We start from the raw sequence: 19,059 nt of genomic DNA, 5'->3' as shown, positions 1-19,059 counted from the left end.
GGGTCAGCGTGTGACGAGGACGTCGACGACGGCGGTGGTGCCGCCCGCCACGGCCTTGAGGGCCCGGTCGAGGGCGGGGCCGAGGTCGTCCGGGGCGTCGACCGTCTCGGTGTGCATGCCGAACGGCTCGGCGAAGGCCGCGAGCCGGGGCAGCCGGTGCAGGTCGGTACCCAGCCACTCTCCCGTCTCGGCCGCCGCGCCGTCGGGGTAGAACCTGCGGTGGTTGAGGTTCATCGACTTGTAGACACGGTTGTTGAACACCACGATCAGCACGGGCACGTCGTACGCCTTCGAGGCGTCGTACGACGGGATGACCGGGTTGTAGGTGAACGCGCCGTCGCCGATGGTGAGGACGACGGGCCGGTCCGGAGCGGCGAGCTTGGCCCCGAGCGCGACCGCGATGCCCTGGCCGAGTCCGCCCTGCACGTAGAAGTACGAGTCGGGGGTCTCGGTGAGCAGATGGCGCCTGACGACCCGGCTGTGTGTGATGGTCTCGTCGACGACGATCGCGTCACGGCCGGCGACCAGAGTCCGCAGGGTCGCCGCCACCAGCACCGGGTCGATGCCCTCGGCCCCTGCCGCCTTCGTCTCGGCGTGTTCCGCTGCGGCCCGCTCGGCCGTGTGGCGCTCCGTCTGGGCGGCGCGCCGCACCGCGACGGCCGCCTCGTCGAGGTCCTTCGCCCTTCTGGTGAGCTGGCGCAACGTGTTCGTCACGTTGCCCTCCAGATAGCGGTCGGCGAAGAGCACCTGGTAGACGACGTGCGGACGCTGCGGCACCTCGTCGATCACGACGACCTTCGCCTTGGAGGGGCTGCGGCTCGGCGGGTAGAACGGGACCCGGCAGTTGACCAGGAGGATCAGGTCGGCCTCGTCCATCCACGGCCCGATGTCGCTGCCGGCGTGCAGCGGATGGGTGCGGGGGAAGTTGGCGCAGACCGCGGAGTCGGGTTCGACGACAGGGATGCCCCATGCCTCGGCGAAGGCCAGCAGGGCCTCGAATCCGCCCGCCTCGCGTCCCGCCGTCTCGGTGACGATCACGGGGTTGGCCGCCTCGCGGATCATCTGTGCGACCGGATCGACCTCTTCCGGCGAGCTGTGTGTCGAGCCCGGCGGCACGACGGGCTTGGCCTCACGCCCGTCCCACTCCTCCAGCAGCACTTCCAGCGGGATGTTGAGGTAGGCGGGACCGGCCGGGGCCCGCCAGGAGAGCTCCGCGGCCCGGGTGATCATCCCGGGCAGGGTGTGGACGCTGGCGGCCTCGTTGGACCACTTGGTGAACGGCTGCGCGATGGTGTGCGGTCCGCCCACGATCGACAGGTTGCGGTACCACTGTCCACCGGGGTCCTGGCCCGGCCCGTCCCCGTATGTGCTCGACTCCGAGGAGGTGACCACCATCGGGACACCGGCGAGCAGCGCCCCGTGGACGGCCATCGATCCCTGGAGAAGGCCGGGGGCGGCGTGCAGCAGGACTGCCTGCGGCCGGCGCCTGACGAGTCCGTATCCGGTGGCCATGCCGACCGCCACGGTCTCGTGCGTGAGGTCGAGGTAGTGCGGGCAGGGGATCCCGTCGCGGTGGCGGCGGGCCAGGGACTCCCACACCGGGGCCCACTCGGACCCCGATGAGCAGAAGATGTAGTCGGCGCCGACGGCGGTGCAGGCCGAGACGAAGGCATCCCCGCCGTCGGCGCCTGGCGTGTTCAAGGTGTCCGTCATCTCGTGTGTGTCCTCAGCCCTCGATCGGCCAGTCGAGGACCTCGGCGATGCCGCGGCCCATCATCCATTCAAGCTCCTCGGGCGTGAAGTCCCAGTGCTTGGTGAACTGCTCGATCGTGTCGGTGTAGCTGATGCCGTGGCCGAGGAGGCGGGTGATGTCGGTGCCGTAGAAGCAGCGCTCGGGTCCCATCCTGTCGACCATGGAGCGCACGTACTGCTCGATGTTGCCGTTCGGGAAGGGCTGCGTCGAGTAGCCCGGCAGGGCGGAGAGCTTCACGTAGACGTTCGGGTGCTCGTGCAGGTCGGCGGTCTCCTGGACCCAGTACCCGATGGCGTCGTCCACGCAGCGGGCCATGATGCCCATGTGGTCGATGATGATCTTGAGGTCGGGGTGCCGGCCGGCGATCTGGCCGATCTCCTTCTTCCAGATCGGGGCGTGCACCATGGTGGGGGTCTTGAGCTCTTCGGCGATCGGCCAGTACCAGTCGTTGGTCCCGTCGATCATCCAGTTGCGGTCCTGCGGCCGGTGGAAGGTGAGCCGGGTCCCCTTGATGTGCGGGTTCTGGGCGAAGTCCTTCAGCATGGCCGTGCCCTCTTCGGGCTTGTTCTGCGGGATGCGGGCCATGATCCCGAAGCGGTCCGGATGGGCCTCGCACGCCTCCAGGGCGTAGTCGATCCGGTCGCCCTCCCAGGACGGCGGGAGGATCAGCGCCCGGTTGACACCCGCCTCGTCCATCAGCTCCAGGGCCTCCTCGTAGCTGAAGGCCTCCTCACGGTGGCCGTTGAGGCGAATGCGCTCACGGGCTCCGGGGACCCAGGGGCGGTCCGGGGACTCTTCCTTCCAGATGTGGATCTGGGTGTCGACGACGAACATGGCGTTTCCTCTTTCGTTCGGAAGGGTGTGGGGGTGCTACGGATGAGACGTTAGGCGGCCGGAGCAGCTCTGCCGATATCCGTGCGCGCAAGCTGTTGTTGCATGAAAAGCCGCAGTACAGGCGGGAGTTCAGCCCGTGGATCCGTCGCCGAAAACGGTGTCCACGATGTGTTCGGCGATCGCCATCGAGGACGTCGCGGCGGGCGACGGCGCATTGCGCACGACGGTCACCGCGCCGACCCGGTGGATGCGGAAGTCGTCGACGAGCGACCCGTCGCGGCCCAGCGCCTGGGCCCGCACACCGGCGCCGCCGCGCCGGACGTCGCCGGCGCCGATCTCGGGCACGTACCGCTTCGCGGCCTTCATGTAGGCGCGGGCGGACAGCGAGCCGCGCATCTCCTTGATGCCGGTGCGCCAGTGCTGACGGGCCAGGTGCCAGGTGCCGGGGAAGGCGGCGATGCGCAGGAGTTCCCGTACGTCGACCTGGGTGCGGCGGTAGCCCTCGCGGGCGAGGGCGAGGACGGCGTTGGGGCCGACCTCCACCTCGCCGGTGACGCGCCGGGTGAAGTGGACGCCGAGGAACGGGTAGCGGGGGTCGGGTACGGGATAGATCAGCCCGCGCACCATGTGGGCCTTGTCGGGGCTCACCGTCATGTACTCGCCGCGGAACGGAATGATCCGGGGTTCGGCCCCGTCGTCGGCGAGTTCGGCGACGGTGTCGCTGTGCAGGCCGGCGCAGAGCACCAGGCGGTCCACGGTGAGGCTGTCGTCGCCGGACGCCACCTCCAGACCGCCGCTGTCGAGCCGGGTGACACGCGTGACGGGGAAGCCGAGGCGGACCTCGCCGCCGGCGGCGACGATGTCGTCGGCGAAGGCGCGGGCGACGGCGACGTAGTCGGTGACCGCGGTACGCGGCGAGTGGATCGCCGCCTTGCCGACGGCGTGCGGTTCGATGTCGCGGATCTCGCCGGCCGACACCTTGCGCACGCCGGGCACGCCGTTCGCCAGGGCGTTGGCGTAGAGGTCGTCCAGGCGGCCCAGTTCGTCGTCGCCGACGGCGACGACGAGCTTGCCGGACTCCTCGTACGGCAGCGACCTGTCCGTACAGTATTCACGCAGGAGCGTGGCGCCGCGGGTGCACAGCCGGGCCTTGAGGCTGCCTGGTGTGTAGTAGATCCCGGCGTGTACGACGCCGGAGTTGTGGCCGGTCTGGTGGGCGGCGACGCCGCTCTCCTTCTCCAGGACCACGACGCGGGTGCCGGGGCGGCGCAGGGCGATCTCGCGGGCGGTGGCGAGGCCCACGATGCCGGCGCCGACGACGCCGATCGTCTCGTCAGCCATCGGCTCCTCCTCTCTGTTCGGTTGGTGCGGGTTGTCCGGTCGCTACGGGCGTCATGCGCCGAAGTGGATCGCGACGGTCTTGACGCGGGTGTAGAAGCGAAGGGCCTCAATACCCTGCTCCTTGAACGGTGAACCGGAATCCCGGAACCCGCCGAAGGGGTGGTGGACATCCCAGCCCGGAGTGGTCAGATTCACGGCGACCTGCCCGCACTCGGCCCGGTCCGCGAAGCGGTGGGCGGCGCCCAGGTCCTGGGTGAAGACGGCGGCGGCGAGTCCGAAGGCGGAGTCGTTCACCGCGTCGACGGCCTCGTCGAACGAGTCGACCGCGCGCAGCGCGAGGACCGGGCCGAACACCTCGTCGCGCCAGATGTCCATGGCCGGCGTGACGTCCGCGAGGACGGTGGGACGGACGAAGCAGCCGTGTGCGGGCAGGTCCTTCCCCGCGCCGTCTCCTCCCGCGATCACCGTCGCGCCCTGCTCGACCGCGCCCGCGATCGCGGCGAGCACACCGTCGCGCTGCCGGGCTCCGGAGAGCGGTCCCATCGTCGTCCCCTCGGCGAGGCCGGGTCCGGTGCGCAGGGCTGCGACCTCGTCGAGGAGCAGCTTCGTGAACTCCAGGTACACCTGCCGCTGGACGATCACCCGGCTGGTGGCGGTGCAGCGCTGTCCGGCCTGCCCGAACGAGGCCGCCGCGACGGTCCTGGCGGCCCTGGGCAGATCCGCGTCGGCGAGGACGACGGAGGCGTTCTTGCCGCCCAGTTCGCCCTGGAAGCGGATGTTGCGGATGGCGAACCGCTCGCGCAGCCGGTCGCCGACCTCGTTGCCGCCGGTGAAGGTGACCGCGGCGATGCGCGGGTCGCCGAGCAGCGCCTCGCTGATCTCGCCGGTGCGGCCGGTGATGACGTTCAGGACGCCGGCGGGCAGACCGGCGTCGTGCAGGGCGCGGGCCAGGTGGAGTCCGGAGACGGGGGTCTCGGTGGCGGGCTTGAGGACGGCCGCGTTGCCGGCGGCCAGGGCGGGCGCCAGCTTGCGGGCCGGGGTGATCAGCGGGTCGTTCCACGGAGTGATCGCCAATACGACCCCGAGCGGCTCCTGGTGGGCGCTGGTGCGGGTGTCGGGGCGGACGTCGTGGAGCAGCGTGCCGTAGCCACCGCGGCCCACGAGCAGGCCGTAGTACTCCAGGAAGTCGGCGGCCTTGAGTGCCTCGCCGCGCGCTTCGGCGCGGGTCTTGCCGTTCTCGGTGGCAACGTCGGCGGCGATCTCCTCGATGCGCTCCCGCAGCAGCCCGGCCGCGCGGCCCAGCACCGCGCTCCGCTCGATGGGGCTGGTGCGCCGCCACAGGACGGCACCCGCCTCCGCGGCGTCGTAGGCGCGAGTGACGTCCTCGGGGGTCAGCGCGGGGACGCGGAAGGCGGGGGCGCGCAGGTCGGCCGGGTCGTGCACGTCGATCCACTCGCCGGAGTCCACCCACTGACCGCCCAGGAGTGTTTCCACGGTACGCATCACAATCACTTCTCTCGTTCGCCGCGATGCGGTCGTCGCGGTCGCGGATCCGGTTTCGGGGAACCGCATGTACGACACACCATCGGAGGGCGGCACGGACAGAGCCGGGGCGGCAGTCATTGGTTGCGCGCCGTGAGGGCCGCGGCCTGCATGATCCGTGCTGGAATCGGCTGGCCCGGCGCGCAGTTGCGCACCATCGCAGGACCGAAAGAGAGACACCCATGGCGTACGCCGTCTTCGCCCACTACCGCTGTGAGCCCGCCGACGGGGCGACGGTGCGGGCCGCGCTGCTGAAGATGCGCGAGCACACCCGGAACGAGCCCGCGAACCTGGTGTACGAGGTGCACGCGCAGGAGGAGGTGCCGGGCGGCTTCGTGCTGTACGAGGTGTACACCGACCGGGCGGGATTCGACGCGCACGCGTCGACGGACCACTTCGCGGAGCTCATCGCCGGAACGGTGCGTCCGCTGCTGACGGACCGGACGGTGACGTTCGCCGAACGTCTCTGAGGGACGGTTCCGGGACGGCCGGGGAGCACCACGGTGCTTCCCGGCCGTCCCGCGTGCGGGTCAGAACTCGTTGCCCCAGCAGTAGCGGGCCAGCGTCTCGACCAGGACCAGTTTGCGGCGCTGCTCCTCCGTGGTCAGCAGCGGCCGGCCGGCGGTGTCGGCGAAGCCGCGGGAGGGTGAAAGGGCCATGTCCTCAAGGTCCTTGACCTCGGCAGCGGCGTCGATGCGCGTCAGCACCGCGTCCAGCTCCTCGACCTCGGCGACCCGGGGGTCGACGACGCCCAGACAGGCGTCCCGGTCCTCGGGCAGGGCTGCCAGCAGGTCGAGCTCGGCCGCCGTGCCCTGGTCGAACGGCAGCACCCAGCGGTCTGCCGGGACAGCCTCGAAGAGCCCTTCGGCCGCGGCCCGGTCCACCTGTGGGGGCGCCGACCAGCCGGGGCAGAGGCCCACCCGGACGCCTTCGGGGCGCGTGTCCAGGCGTACCGCCAGGGCGTCCACGGCCAGCGCGTCCTCGAAGGAGAGCGCGGTGGGTGCGGCGGCCCCGGTCGCGGTGTGGGCGAGCAGGAGCGGGTTGTTGAGCTGGACGAGCTTCACCCCACGGGCGACCAGCAGCTCGATCTCCCGATGGATGATCTCGGCCAGCGCCTCGCCGAGCTCCCGGGCCGACGCGGGACCGCCGGAGCCGGCGAGGTCCGGGTCGAAGCACGTCGCGGCGAGGTAGGCCGGCGAGGGCAGGGACACCTTGGGCGCGATCACCGTCAGTCCGGCGAACCGTGCCACCCCGTCGGCCACCAGCGGACCGTCGGCCTTCGGAAGGGTCTCCGCCACCCAGTGGGCCAGGCCGTCGGTCTCCTCGCCGGTACGCCGGAATCCGGAGACATGGTCGAGCACGGCGCTGCGGAAGTCCTCGCGGGGGAGGTCGCCGTCGGTGACCACGGTGGTGCGCAGCCTGCGCTGGAACGTCACCGCTTCCTCGACCGCGGTGCGTTCGGCCTCCTGGAGCACGTCGGCCCCGGTCTCACCCCGTGCGTACTGCGCGCGGGCGGTCAGCAGGGCCGCGGGGCGGACCAGGCTGCCGTGGTGGTCGATGCGGTAGTTGAACGTATCCGCCATGACTCACTCCTTACCGGTGGACTTGCCGGGGACGCCCCAGGCGGGGAACTCCAGCTCGTAGCCGAGGGATTCGAGGATCTCGTCGGCGATCTGCTGGTCCTCGTCGGCGGTGCCGCCTGCGACGCCGAGGCCGCCGATGATCACGCCGTCCTTCTTGACGGTGACGCTGCCGTCGGCGGCCATGATCGGCATGGCGGCGCCGGGGAGCTGGGAGAGCTGGGAGAAGAAGACGGGCTGGCTCTCCTGCCACTTCTTCAGCATCTTGCCGGGCCGCTGCATCACGGCCGCGGTGTACGCCTTGGCCCGCGCGATGTCGGGGGTGAGCGGCCGGGCGCCGTCCGAGCGGCGGATGCTGACCGGGAACCCGCCGGCGTCCACGACGGCGACGCTCACGGCCTTGCCCAGCGCCTGGGCGCGCTCGATGACGGCGTCGGCGATCGCGTCGGCGGCGTCGAGCGTGAGGCTGCTCATGCTGCTTCCTTCGAGCTGGTCATGCTGCTTCCTTCGGTGCGGTGAGAGTGCGGCGCAGGTGGGCGACGGCCGCGTTGTACTGCGCGGGCACCTCCCAGTACATGGAGTGCGGGGCGCCGGGGACGATCTCCAGATGGGAGCCCAGGAGCAGTTCGTGGGCGCGGGTGACGGTCTTCTCGCTGAGGACCGCGTCCTTCTCGCCGGCCAGGAAGGCGACCTTCACACCCGAGTCCCGGATGTCGTCCAGGCTCGGACCGTCGGTGTCAAGGTTGCGCAGGTCAGCCATCTTGGCGACGTTGAACGTGCCCATCTGCTGGAACAGAAAGGTGAGGTCGGCCCGTTCCTGCTGGAACCGCTTCGTGAGCAGCCGGTCGATGACGGGCAGCTTGACGGCCTCGGCGCGGTCGGCGGCGGCCAGTTCGGTGAGTTCCGGGTGGCTGATGCCGCCCAGGGAGTGGCCGAGGACGGCGGCGGAGACCCGGTCGGGGCGCAGCAGGGCGGCGCGCAGTGCGGCGACGGAGCCGATGGACTGGCCGACGACCATGACATCGGTCAGCTGCTCGGCGTCCAGGACGGCGACGACGTCGCCGGGGAAGTCCTGTCCGTCGAACTCCGGCATGGACGAGTCGGACCTGCCGAAACCGCGCAGGTCCACGGTGACGACGGTGAACTCCGCACGGAGTGCGGCGACCTGCTGCCACCAGGCGGCGTGGTGCCCGCCCGATCCGTGCACGAAGAGGATCGCGGGACCGCTGCCATGGCGTTCGTAGTAGATGGAGGTGCCGTCGGAATCGGCGTAGGGCATGGAACATCTCCTCGCAAGAACCGGTCAGTTGGGGCGCCTGCCGTGGAAGACCAGCTCGATCATGGTGTGGTCGGGGTCGTGGATGTAGCAGAACTTGGACTGGTTCTCCGGGCGTTCGATCGGGCGGGTGTGCCGGATGCCCAGTTCCTTCAGGTGCGCCATGAAGTCGTCCCAGTCGTCGACCTCGACGGCGAAGTGGTACGGCGCCATCCGTTCCATCTCCTCGACCGGGGTGAAGTGCAGGTCGAAGTTGCCCCGGGTCATCAGCACCACACGGGTGTTGGACTTGGGCATGATGCGCTTCATCCCGAAGACCTTGGCGTACCACTCGGCGGTCCGGTCGGGGTCGGTGGTGGGGAAGTTGACGTGATGGATGTAGCGGGGTTCCCTGCTCATGGCTCGTTTCCTTTCGGTGGCTGCTCGCGGCGGCTCAGCATCGGGGCGGCTCCTCGTGCACGGGGTTGGCCAGGACGCCGATGCCGCTGATCTCGACCTCGACCGTGTTGCCCGGTTCCAGTCCGCAGGTGGACTCGGCGCCCATCCACAGGACGTCGCCGGGCTGCAGGGTGAGGTAGCGGGTCATCTCGACGATGTACTCGTACGGGTCGAACACCATTCCGCCTGTCGGGAAGGAGGCGCGCACCTGGCCGTCGACCCGCAGGGTCGTCGTCTGGGCGAGTGCGTCCACGTCCGTCTCGATCCACGGCCCCATCGGTTTGAAGGAGTCGGCGTTCTTGCTGCGCCAGAAGGTGCGGTCCTCGTGCTGCCAGGTGCGGGCGCTGACGTCGTTGCCGATCGTCCAGCCGAACACCGCTTCCCTCGCCTGCTCGTACGTGGCGTGCCTCAGGGTGCGGCCGATGACGGCGACCAGTTCGGGCTCGGCCTCGAACCTGCCGGTCACCTCGCGCGGCTTCACGATGGGCGAGAGGTGTCCGGTCAGGGCGTTGTTGGCGCGGTAGCCGATCTCCGGCCGCTCGGGCATGACCGCTGCGGTGTTGCCGAGCGCGCGGGCGTGTTCGATGTGGCGGGTGTAGTTGAGTCCGACGGCGTAGAAGACGGGCGGGACGACGGGCGGCAGCCACACGGCCTCGGACTGCGCCACGGTCCCGATGACGGTGGGCCGGCCGTCCAGCGGTGACTCGGACAGCAGCTCGATGTGCTCGTCGTGGACGCGGCCCCACACCGCCATTCCGCCGGCCGCGACACGCGTGTATCGCATGGTGTTCAGCCGGCCAGCAGGTGGGAGACGCGCTTGGTGACGAGGTAGCCGTCCAGCCCCTCCGGGCCGCCCTCGCGCCCGTAGCCGCTGTCCTTCATTCCGCCGGAGGGTGCCTCGTGGACGGAGCCACCGCAGTGGTTGATCGACACGATGCCCGCCTGGAGCCCGCCCGCAAGGCGCTCGGCGGTGGCCGCGGACTCGGTGAAGCCGTACGCGGCGAGTCCGTACGGAAGGGAGTTGGCCTGCTCCAGCGCGTCGTCCAGTTCGGTGAAGGAGACGAGGGGGGCAATCGGGCCGAAAGGCTCCTCGGTCATGACGAGGGCGTCGGCGGGGACGTCGGTCAGGACCGTGGGCGGGTAGAAGTAGCCCGGCCCCTCGACGCGCTCGCCGCCGATGAGGACCGTCGCGCCGCGGGCCACGGCGTCGGCGGTGAGACGTTCCATCGCCGCGAGCCGCCGCTCGTTGGCGAGCGGCCCCATGGTGGTCGCGGCGTCGAGCCCGTCGCCGACGCGGTGGGCGTCGGCGGCCTTCACGAAGGCGGCGGTGAACTCCTCGACGATGCTCTCGTGCACCAGGAACCGGCTGGGCGAGGTGCACACCTGCCCGGCGTTGGCGAACTTCGCGCCGGCCGCACGGCGGGCGGCGACAACGGGATCGGTGTCGGCGCAGACGATGACCGGGGCGTGCCCGCCGAGCTCCATCAGCGAGGGCTTCATCCGCGCACCGGCGTCGGCGGCGAGCAGCTTGCCGACGGGGACGGATCCGGTGAAGGCGATCAGCCGGACGGCCGGGTGGGCGATCAGCCGGGAGGAGACCTCCGCGGGCTCGCCGAAGACGAGGTTGAGGGCCCCCGCCGGAACACCTGCGTCCTCGAAGCAGCGCACCAGGGCGCAGGCCGTCCCGGGGGTCTCCTCGGACGCCTTGATGACGAGGGAGCAGCCGGCGGCGAGTGCGGCGGAGATCTTGCGCATCGGTGAGCCGGCCGGGAAGTTCCACGGGACGAAGGCGGCGACCGGACCGATGGGCTCGCGGCGCACCGTGAGCAGGGTGCCGGGGGCGGCGGGGATGATGCGGCCGTAGGCGCGGCGGGCGTCGTCGGCGTGCCAGCGGAGCGAGTCGGCGACCCTGCGGACCTCCCCGGCTGCTTCGGCGAGCGGTTTTCCCTGCTCCACGGTCATGATGCGGCCGATCGCCTCGGCGCGCTCCGTGGCCAGGTCGGCCGCGGCGTGCAGGATCGTGGTGCGGCGGGCGATCGGCGTGTTGCGCCAGACCTCGAAGCCGTCGGCGGCGGCCTCGGCGGCGCGGTCCAGGTCCGCGGGGGTGGCCAGCGGCACCTCGCCGATGACCTGCTCGGTGGCGGGGTTGACGACGGGGGACGTCTGTCCGGTGCTGCCCTGGCACCACTCGCCCGCTATGAACATGCGGACGGGCGGGTAGCCGTGGTCGGTGGTCATGGGTGGGTGCCCTCTCGGGGGAACGGGGAGGTGTCGGTTCAGGAGGCCGGGGCGTCCTGGGCGTCCCGGTTGGAGCGCAGCGCCCAGATGGTGTGCGGCGGCGCGGTCGCGTGGACGCGGGTCTCGAAGGTGTCGTCGACCCGGTCCATGTCGCAGGCGTACTCCACACGGCCGCCGCACGGGGCGTGCAGAAAGCGGAAGACGTTGGAGCCGATGGTGTGCCGGCCCAGTTTCCGGGCCTCCCGCCAGCCGCGCTCGATCATGTGGTTGCCGCCTTCGACTACGTCGTCGAAGCCTGGGACCTCGTACGCGATGTGGTTGACGCCCGCCCGGTCGGGTCGGTGGCACAGCAGGAAGGTGTGCTGGTCGTCGTCGCCGGGCGCCTGCATGAACACGCCCATGGGCTCGACGACATCGGTCGGCCGGAAGCCGAGCAGGCCGGTGTAGAAGGCGACGGCCTCCTCCCGGCCCTCCTTGGCGATGTTGAGGGCGACGTGGCACATCCGCAGCGGCCGGACCTGTCCGACCGTTCCCAGGGGCGCGTTCCAGCGGGTGATGTCGCCGGAGACGTTGGCGGTCCGGGAGCGGGCCGGCAGGGGCCTGGGCCGGGCGAGGGTGAGGCCCACCCCGAAGCCGGTCACATCGACGGTTCGGTGGACTCCGTCGGCGCTCGTGCGGACGGGGTGGTCGCGCCGCACCGCTTCCACGATCCGTTCCAGTTCCTCGGCCGTGTCGACGCCCCACACCACCTCGCGGAGGGTGGGGCCGTCCTCGACGGGCGCCGGGAGCATCGGTCCGGGGCAGGTGTCCAGGTGGAGGGTCTGCCCGGCGAGGGTCTCGAACACCGCGTGCTCTTCGGTCCGTTCGACCAGGAAGAGGCCGAAGTCTTCGAAGAACCGCACAGACTCCTCGAGTACCTCGACGCTGTAGGTGACCGATTCGATTCGCTGGATCCCCATGGATTCCTCACTTCAGATGATGTCGCCGCATGCGGACCGGTCACCGTTCCCGGCGATCCTAGATTTGCCGGCCGCACACCTCAACGGTCCTGCGGTGCAGGCTCCGCAATCCTTGATTGCGCGGGGTGCGGCCTACCGCTCAGACGCTTTCGGGAATCCTGGGAATGGGGTTCTTGGAAAACCATTCGGTAAGGAATTCAAGGAATACGCCGACTTTACGGGGAGTGGACGGGCCGGGTCCGTAGATGGCGAAGAGCGGGCGGTCGGGGACGCCCCGTTCGGGAAGGAGGACCTCCAGCGCCCCGGACAGCAGGTCGTCGTAGGCCGACCGCTGCGGAAGCAGACCGATACCGCGGCCGTGGACGGCGGCCTTCTGCAACGCGATGTAGGAGTTGGACGAGAACGCCACGTTACGGATCTTGTGCAGCGTGGAGGCGTGTCCGTGGCCGATGCGCCAGACCGGGTCATTGACGTGCACCAGGCAGTCATGGGAGGCGACGCCGTTGGGTTCGGTCAGAGCCCCGTGCCGCTTCAGGTACGAGGGGGCGGCACACAGCATGAAGGGCAGCGAGGCGATCTTCTTGAGGCGTACGCCGGAGTCGCGCAGGTCCCGGGTGTGGAACGCGACATCGAAGCCGCCCTCCAGGAAGTCATAGGTACGGTCGGACATTCCGCCGAGTTCGAAGCGCACCTGAATCTTCGGATGCGCCGCGGAGAAGGCCGCGATGGCGTCACCCAGATCGAGACTGCCTATCCATTTCGGACAGCTGATGCTCAGCGCCCCTTCGGGGCGGTCGTGAAGATGGGCGATCGAGGCGTCCTCTGTCTCTATCTCCCCGAGAATGCGTATGCAGAATTCGGCGTATCTCTGGCCCTGCTCGGTCAGGCTCACCGAGCGCGCGGTGCGATGGACGAGGCGTACGCCCACCTGTCGCTCCAGCTCCGCCACATGCCGTGACACCAAGGATCCCGAGGAACCCAGTTTCTTGGCGGCACCGTTGAAACTGCCGGTCTGGGCGACGGTGACGAAGCTGTGCATGACGAGCAGGCGGTCCATGGATCCTCCGGACGGCCCCGGGGCCGGTGGACCCGGGGCCGGTCGTGCGTAAGGGCGGGTGTTGCCGCTGCCGCCGGCCGCGCGGCCGGCGTAAGGGCGGGTGTTGCCGCTGCCGCCGGCCGCGCGGCCGGGGTGGTGGTGCGGCGAGGGTACGGGCGTTTGCTGTGACCGAGCCGCAGCGTGGGCACCGGAAACCGGCCCGTCCGGGTTACTTGGGGCAGTATTGAGGAGCTTGCGCCACGTTGTCCTTGGTGACAAGAGTCAACGGAACATTGCTGATCTTGTCGCCCTTCTTGTCGGCGAGCAGGGCCAGCGTCTTCTCGACGGCGGTCTGGCCGATCGTCATGGCCGAGTTGGCCACGGTCGCGGAGAGCGTGCCGGCCCGGACGGCGGCGATCCCCTCCTCCGTACCGTTCACCGAGACGATCTTGACGTCCTTCGCGCCGGCGGCATCGAAGGCCTTACGAACGGCGAAGGCCATCTCCTCGTTGGCGACGAAGGCGTAGTCGAGGTCGGGATGCGCCTGGATCATGTTCTCCGCGACGTCCTGCGCCTTGGCGGGGTTGAACATGCCGGGCTGGTTCGCCACCACCTTCGCGGTGGCCGGGAGCGCCGCCTTGAAGCCGCCGACCAGCAGGTCGGATGCGGCACCTGGCGCACCGGCGACCACGCCGACCTGCACCTGCTTTCCGGCAGCGTCCTTCTCGATCCAGCCGGCGTCCATGGCGCCGACCTTCTTGAGGTCCACGACGGCGGCACCCAGGATGTCGGAGAGGTCGTCGGTGGCGACCGAGGTGAGATAGATCGGGATACCCGCGTTCTTCGCCTTGGTGATGTCACCTTCGAGCGCGTCGACGTTGACGGTCTGCACGATCAGCGCGCTCACGTTCCGGGCGATCATGTCCTCGATGTTGGACAGTTCGGTGCCCGCGTCCTGCTTGGAGTTGGCGGAGTACAGCTTCGCCCCCTTCACCTTGGCCGTCTGCTCGACGGCCTTGAGCAGACAGGTGTGGAAGTGGGTGTTGGCGCCGTTGACGAACCCCAGGGAGCTGGCGCCGTCACCGGATCCGCCGTCGCCGCTGTCGGAACATCCGGACAGGACGAGCGCGGCGACGCCGGCGAGCGAGGCCGCGAGGACGCGACGGGAGCGGGTGGTCGATGGCATGGAGGTATGACCTTTCCTGCGACATTGACGGGAAGGGTGTGGGGGGAGCCGGCGGGGCCGTGGGTCAGTGACCGGGCCCGGACCTGCGGTTGAACTCGTTGACCACGGCCGCGACGAGGAGCACCGCACCGGTGACGACGGGCTGGTAGTAGCTGTTGACCTGGAGCAGGTTCAGCGCGTTGGCGACGACGCCCAGAAGGATCACACCGAGCACGGTGCCGGGAATCGTGCCGTGCCCGCCGGACAGCAGGGTGCCCCCGATGACCACGGCGGCCACTGCGGTGAGCTGGAGCTGAAGGCCTCCGGTGTTGGGTGCGCTGGCGCCCAGGCGGGAGAGGAGCATCAGTCCGGCCAGACCGGACAGACCTCCGGCGAGAGCGTAGAGGGCGAGCTTGCGGGCGGGTACGTTGATGCCGCTCAGCCGGGCGACGTGTTCGTTGCCGCCCATCGCGAAGGCGTCCCGCCCGAAGGTGGTGAACCGCATCGCCAGACCGACGGCCGCCAGAACCACGACGGCCACGATCAGCAGCCAGGGAATGCCGAGGACCTTGGAGTTGCCGAGCGCCGACATCCGGTCCCCGATGGAGATGCTCATGCCGTTCAGGACGAGCAGGGCGACCCCGTCGAGCAGCATGGCCGTCGCCAGTGTCGCGACGAACGGCGCCACCCGGGTGAAGGTCACGACCAAGCCGTTGACCAGGCCGATCACCGTGGCCAGCAGGAGCGTGACGACCACCGTGACGGTCGTGGACTGGCCGTGGGAAAGCAGCTGCGCGGCCACGGCTGTGGTCACGGCGGCATTGCTGCCCATCGAGAAGTCCATGCCGCCCGCCGTCATCAGCAGGGTGAGTCCGCCGGCGATGACGGCGGTCACGCTGATCTGGCGGAGGATGTTGAGGAGGTTCTGCGAGGTGGTGAACGAGTCCGCCCGCAGAGCGGTGAAGACGATCATCAGGATCAGGACGGCGATCAGTCCGCCGTGGGGTATCCGGCCCAGCGACCTGATCGTCGGGCGGGGCCGGCCGGCGGCCGGAACGGTCGCCCGGCCAGGGGCGACGGAGGGGGATTTCAGGCTCACTTCGGCGCTCCTCCGAGGGCGGTGGCGACGAGTTCGTCGCGGGTGATGGCAGTGGTGTCGTACTCCGCGACGGTGCGCCCCGCCCGGACCACGAGGATCCGGTCGGCCAGGCGCATCGCCTCCTCCGCGGACGAGGAGGCGAGCAGAACCGCGACCCCTCGCGAGGCGAGGGCGTCGATGAGGGTGTGGATGTCCGCCACGGCTGCGACGTCCACGCCGTTGGTGGGGTCTTCGAGGAAGCAGGCCGTGGGGGCGGTCTCCAGCCACTTGGCAAGGAGCACCTTCTGCTGGTTGCCGCCGGACAGACTGCCGACCGGCGGGTCACCACCGAGCGTCACGACCCCGTAGTCCTTGCGGCGGGTCGCCGAACGCCGGGCCAGGTCGCCCCGGCGGTGCAGCCGCCTGCGGTGGAACCGGTCGTCGGCGAGCATCAGGTTCTCGTCCACGGAGAGTCCCGGCACGAGGCCCAGGGCGCGGCGGTCCCCCGTGACACAGCGCAGCCCGCTCGCGAGCGAGGCCGGCACCCGTCCCAGCGGCACGGACCGAGCGTCCACGTGGAGCTCCCCGCCCTGCGGCCGCTGCCGTCCGGAGAGCAGGTCGAACAGGCACGACTGGGCGTCCCCGGCGGGACCGAGCACGGCGACGACCTCGCCCTTGCGGACCTGCGCGGTGAAGTCGCGAATGGACCTGCCGTGGGTGAGACCGCGGATCGCGAGGCCGACCTCGTCCCCGGGGGCGGGCCGCTCCGGCCGGTACGACACCACGTCCCGGCCGACCATGCCGCGTACGAGCTCCGCCGCGTCGAAGCCGGCGGCCGGTGCGCTGCGCACCACCGCGCCGTCGCGCAGCACCGTCACCCGGTCCGCGAGGCCCAGTACCTCGTCGATGTAGTGCGAGATGTAGACGACGGCGACACCTTCGTCGCGCAGTCTGCGGACCAGCTCCCTGATCCGTCCGGCGGCCTCCGCGCCGAGGCACGCGGTCGGCTCGTCGAGGATCAGCACACGTCCGCCGCGCCGGACCTCCCGGGCGACCTCGACCATGGTCTGCTCGGCGACGGTGAGTTCGCCCGCCATGCGCCGCACGTCGATGTCGATGCCCAGGCCGGCGAGGGCGGTCCGGGCCAGGGAGACCATCCGCGGCCGGCTCACGATGCCGCCCCGGCGGGGCAGGTCGCCGAGCATGATGTTCTCGGCCACGCTCAGGCCCATGACCAGCTCGCGGCGCTGCGGTACGAAGGCGATGCCGAGGTGGCGGGCCCTGCGCACGGTGAGGCCGCTGTGGTCGTGCCCGTCGACGCCGATGGTGCCGCCGTCCGCCTGGTGCACTCCGGAGAGGACCTGGACGAGCGTCGACTTGCCGGCACCGTTCATGCCCATCAGCGCGTGGATCTCTCCCGGATACAGGTCCAGGTCGACCCCTTTGAGCGCGGCGGCCCCGCCGAAGCTCTTGGTGACCCCGCGGAGCCGGACCAGGGGTGCGCAGCGGCCGGGGCCGGGGGCCTCGGTGGCGCCGGGACGGGTGGTCCGCCCCGTCACGGCCGGGGCCCGTCCCCGTCACGGACGACCCGCTCGAATCCGCGGATGTCCGGGAAGGGGGGCTCGCGGTCGGCCTGGAGGTCGACCTGGAAGGCGTTGAGACACATGCCGAGCATGGTGAAGTTGCCGAGCGCCCCGATGGTGTCGACCAGGCCCTGCGAACCGAAGTGCTCGTGGGCGCGGGCGAACGTCTCGTCGGAGACGAAGTGGTCCTGGAGGATCTCCCGGCAGAACTCGTAGAACGCCTGGTCCGGCTCGTTCCCGAAGTCCGGCCGGCGCCGCTCGGCGATGGCCTGCACCGCTTCCTCGGGCACCCCGGACGCTATCGCGCTGCGCACGTGCGCGTTCCATGAGTACTGGGCGTCCCAGTTGCGGGCCGCGAGCAGCAGGGTGAGCTCGCGCAGATGCTCGGGAAGGCTGCAGTCGAAGCGGGCGAAGGCACCGAGCGATTCGGCGCGTTCACACATCTGCGGGCTGTGCAGCCAGACCCGGAACGGCCCCCGCACCGCACCGCGGCGGGCCGTGATGCGGTCGGCCAGCTCCTTCTGGGGCGGAGTCATTTCGTGTTCGGTGAGTACGGGGAGCCTCATGTCGGCGATCCGCCTTAGCCTCGGGCACGGTCCGGTTTCGCCGTGCAATGGTGGCCGACCGTACCCGCGTATCCGGCAACCACATCCCTCCTGACGTGCAATGTAAAACTGCATACCGGAGGGCATCCCTTCCCGGTTCCTGGCCCTAGCCTCGTTCGGCGCAGCCCTGCCGAAAGGAACCCCCCTGATGTCCACCGTCATCAAAGTCGCCGACGTCCCCCTCCTCGACCGTGGCGGCGCGGTCGTCACGACGCCCTTGGTCACCACAGCCTCCGCCGGTGGCGAGAACCGGATCACCAGCGGAATCAGCGTCTATCCGGTCGGCTCCGGGGCGCCCCTGCACTCGCACAACTGCGACGAGCACGTCACGGTCCTCGACGGTGACGCGGAGGTGGTGATCGATGGCGAGGTGACCCGTCTGGAGAGGTACGACACCACGTACGTCCCCGCCCCCGTACCGCACCTCTTCCGAAACGTGGGCGACACGCCGTTGCGCATTCTGTGGGTCTACAGCTCGGGGCATGTGACCCGCACGTTCACCGACACCGGCGTGACGGTGGAACACCTGTCGCCGCAGGACCAGATGGGCTGAACAGCCCCACGAAAGGCGGTACTCCCCCGTGCTCCTTCCTCATGACAGACCGGACGAACCGAAGAGACCGCGCACGTCCCGCAGAGCACTGACCGCATCGGCCGCCGGCGCCGCTCTCGTGCTGAGCGGCTGCGGTGGCGGCTCCGGCGCGGGGCACGACACCACCGTCACGCTCGGATTCGTCAACGGGGCCCACACCGATTTCCACACGTGCCTCCAGGGTGCCGTCGAACTCTCGGCGGAGAACGAGGGCGTCAGGCTGTTCACCGCGAACTCGCAGCAGGACGCGGCGAAGGAGCTGGAGAACATCGGGAAGATGACGTCGTGGAAGGTGGACGCGCTGATCGTTCAGCCCGTGGACATCGACGCCCTGCCGGGCGACATCGCCCGGGCCCGGAGCGCCGGCACGCCCGTCTTCCTGACCTCGGTGGTGCCGAAGGACACCTCGGACATCCTCGGGGCGGTCGTCGTGGACCTCGAACAGGCAGGCCGTCTCGACGCCGAGTGGATCGATAAGGACGCGAACGGGAAGCCGGCCGAGGTCGGTGTCGTCGCCGGCGCGCCGGGCGCAGCCTCCGATCTGCTCGTCTCCGGTTTCACTGCCGGGCTGCCCGACAACGCAGAGATCGTGGCCGAAGGACCCGGCATGTTCGACCCGGTGCGGGCGCGTGATGTCGCAGCCACGATGATCCGTGAACACCCGGGCCTCGACTACGCCTTCGTCGCCAACGAGGAAATGGCCTTCGCGGTGCGCAATGCCTTCGACGCGGCCGGGACGAAGGGCGTCAGGATCGTGACGGTGAACGGAACCGACAAGGGCCTGGCCGCGATCAGGAGCGGTCGGCTGTCCGCCACCGTCACCAACTCCCCCTTGGTGAACGGGACCATGGCCGTCAGGAACACCTTGGCGCTGCTCGCCGGGAAGAAGGCTGCCCGGATCGACTCCGTCCCCCTGGTCCTCGTCACGGAGAACAACCTGGACCAGGCACCGCAGTACTGTCCCTGACCCGCTACGGGTCCGGGGAGAACGCCTGTGGCCCCGTAACATCGGAGGATCCACTTCCGCACCGATGCGTAC

General features: G+C 70.1%; 19 protein-coding genes. 3 read left to right on the top strand and 16 right to left on the bottom strand.

Translation table 11 applies throughout. The annotated features are described in order from the left end of the window. Window positions 1–3: 3 nt before the first annotated feature. The 4 genes from OG912_RS31840 to OG912_RS31825 all read right to left on the bottom strand — a co-directional run bounded on the left by OG912_RS31840 (window position 4) and on the right by OG912_RS31825 (window position 5,431). On the bottom strand, window positions 4–1,713 hold the full coding sequence (locus OG912_RS31840) for a thiamine pyrophosphate-dependent enzyme (RefSeq protein WP_327712333.1): 1,710 nt from the start codon (window positions 1,711–1,713) through the stop codon (window positions 4–6). A 13-nt stretch (window positions 1,714–1,726) separates the two neighbouring features. After that, window positions 1,727–2,587, bottom strand: coding sequence for an amidohydrolase family protein (locus OG912_RS31835; RefSeq protein ID WP_326734781.1), 861 nt, complete (start codon window positions 2,585–2,587; stop codon window positions 1,727–1,729). Between the two features lie 129 nt (window positions 2,588–2,716). After that, window positions 2,717–3,928 carry an L-2-hydroxyglutarate oxidase gene (lhgO, locus tag OG912_RS31830; protein ID WP_327712332.1) on the bottom strand — a complete coding sequence of 404 codons (1,212 nt, stop codon included), beginning with the start codon at window positions 3,926–3,928 and terminating at the stop codon, window positions 2,717–2,719. A 51-nt stretch (window positions 3,929–3,979) separates the two neighbouring features. Continuing rightward, entirely contained in the window at window positions 3,980–5,431 is a 1,452-nt protein-coding gene (locus tag OG912_RS31825) for an aldehyde dehydrogenase family protein (RefSeq protein ID WP_327712331.1), read from the bottom strand. 221 nt (window positions 5,432–5,652) lie between these two features. On the opposite strand from OG912_RS31825, the gene OG912_RS31820 reads away from it, so the two are divergent. Then, window positions 5,653–5,940: a putative quinol monooxygenase gene (locus OG912_RS31820; RefSeq protein ID WP_327712330.1), complete on the top strand. Its 288-nt coding sequence runs from the start codon at window positions 5,653–5,655 to the stop codon at window positions 5,938–5,940. 60 nt (window positions 5,941–6,000) lie between these two features. Here the strand turns inward: OG912_RS31820 and OG912_RS31815 are convergent, their stop codons facing one another. The 12 genes from OG912_RS31815 to OG912_RS31760 form a co-directional block, all read right to left on the bottom strand. Continuing rightward, complete coding sequence (locus OG912_RS31815) at window positions 6,001–7,053, bottom strand: methionine synthase II (cobalamin-independent)-like protein (RefSeq protein ID WP_327712329.1); 1,053 nt, start codon at window positions 7,051–7,053, stop codon at window positions 6,001–6,003. Window positions 7,054–7,056: 3 nt separating this feature from the next. Then, the gene (locus tag OG912_RS31810) at window positions 7,057–7,524 is read right to left on the bottom strand and encodes a GlcG/HbpS family heme-binding protein (protein ID WP_326734786.1); all 468 of its coding nucleotides are present in this window, start codon (window positions 7,522–7,524) and stop codon (window positions 7,057–7,059) included. A 19-nt stretch (window positions 7,525–7,543) separates the two neighbouring features. Further along, complete coding sequence (locus OG912_RS31805; protein WP_327712328.1) at window positions 7,544–8,329, bottom strand: alpha/beta fold hydrolase; 786 nt, start codon at window positions 8,327–8,329, stop codon at window positions 7,544–7,546. Window positions 8,330–8,353: 24 nt separating this feature from the next. Continuing rightward, the gene (locus tag OG912_RS31800) at window positions 8,354–8,725 is read right to left on the bottom strand and encodes a VOC family protein (RefSeq protein WP_326734788.1); all 372 of its coding nucleotides are present in this window, start codon (window positions 8,723–8,725) and stop codon (window positions 8,354–8,356) included. 34 nt (window positions 8,726–8,759) lie between these two features. Then, window positions 8,760–9,548 carry a fumarylacetoacetate hydrolase family protein gene (locus tag OG912_RS31795; protein WP_327712327.1) on the bottom strand — a complete coding sequence of 263 codons (789 nt, stop codon included), beginning with the start codon at window positions 9,546–9,548 and terminating at the stop codon, window positions 8,760–8,762. 5 nt (window positions 9,549–9,553) lie between these two features. Beyond that, window positions 9,554–11,002, bottom strand: a complete 1,449-nt coding sequence (locus OG912_RS31790) for an NAD-dependent succinate-semialdehyde dehydrogenase (RefSeq protein WP_327712326.1) — start codon at window positions 11,000–11,002, stop codon at window positions 9,554–9,556. A gap of 38 nt (window positions 11,003–11,040) precedes the next feature. Next, complete coding sequence (locus tag OG912_RS31785; RefSeq protein ID WP_327712325.1) at window positions 11,041–11,961, bottom strand: VOC family protein; 921 nt, start codon at window positions 11,959–11,961, stop codon at window positions 11,041–11,043. Window positions 11,962–12,100: 139 nt separating this feature from the next. Then, window positions 12,101–13,018: a LysR family transcriptional regulator gene (locus OG912_RS31780; RefSeq protein WP_326734792.1), complete on the bottom strand. Its 918-nt coding sequence runs from the start codon at window positions 13,016–13,018 to the stop codon at window positions 12,101–12,103. A 208-nt stretch (window positions 13,019–13,226) separates the two neighbouring features. After that, window positions 13,227–14,183 (bottom strand): sugar ABC transporter substrate-binding protein, encoded by a 957-nt coding sequence (locus tag OG912_RS31775; RefSeq protein ID WP_327712324.1) that lies wholly within the window; start codon window positions 14,181–14,183, stop codon window positions 13,227–13,229. Between the two features lie 64 nt (window positions 14,184–14,247). Further along, window positions 14,248–15,261, bottom strand: coding sequence for an ABC transporter permease (locus tag OG912_RS31770; protein WP_327712323.1), 1,014 nt, complete (start codon window positions 15,259–15,261; stop codon window positions 14,248–14,250). Next, window positions 15,258–16,799 carry a sugar ABC transporter ATP-binding protein gene (locus OG912_RS31765; RefSeq protein ID WP_327712322.1) on the bottom strand — a complete coding sequence of 514 codons (1,542 nt, stop codon included), beginning with the start codon at window positions 16,797–16,799 and terminating at the stop codon, window positions 15,258–15,260. Before OG912_RS31765 ends, OG912_RS31770 begins: the two co-directional genes overlap by 4 nt. Then, entirely contained in the window at window positions 16,796–17,359 is a 564-nt protein-coding gene (locus OG912_RS31760) for a carboxymuconolactone decarboxylase family protein (protein ID WP_326734796.1), read from the bottom strand. Before OG912_RS31760 ends, OG912_RS31765 begins: the two co-directional genes overlap by 4 nt. A gap of 217 nt (window positions 17,360–17,576) precedes the next feature. Here OG912_RS31760 and OG912_RS31755 point away from each other — a divergent pair, with 217 nt between their 5' ends. Both OG912_RS31755 and OG912_RS31750 read left to right on the top strand, forming a co-directional pair. Continuing rightward, window positions 17,577–17,981, top strand: a complete 405-nt coding sequence (locus OG912_RS31755; RefSeq protein ID WP_327712321.1) for a cupin domain-containing protein — start codon at window positions 17,577–17,579, stop codon at window positions 17,979–17,981. A 28-nt stretch (window positions 17,982–18,009) separates the two neighbouring features. Continuing rightward, entirely contained in the window at window positions 18,010–18,987 is a 978-nt protein-coding gene (locus OG912_RS31750; RefSeq protein ID WP_327712320.1) for a sugar ABC transporter substrate-binding protein, read from the top strand. The last annotated feature ends 72 nt before the right edge of the window (window positions 18,988–19,059 follow it).

This window comes from Streptomyces sp. NBC_00464 (genome assembly GCF_036013915.1).
In the GTDB taxonomy this organism is placed as follows: Bacteria; Actinomycetota; Actinomycetes; order Streptomycetales; family Streptomycetaceae; genus Streptomyces.
Note: the sequence above shows the minus strand (reverse complement) of the source record. Positions and strands in the feature narration are given on the sequence as shown.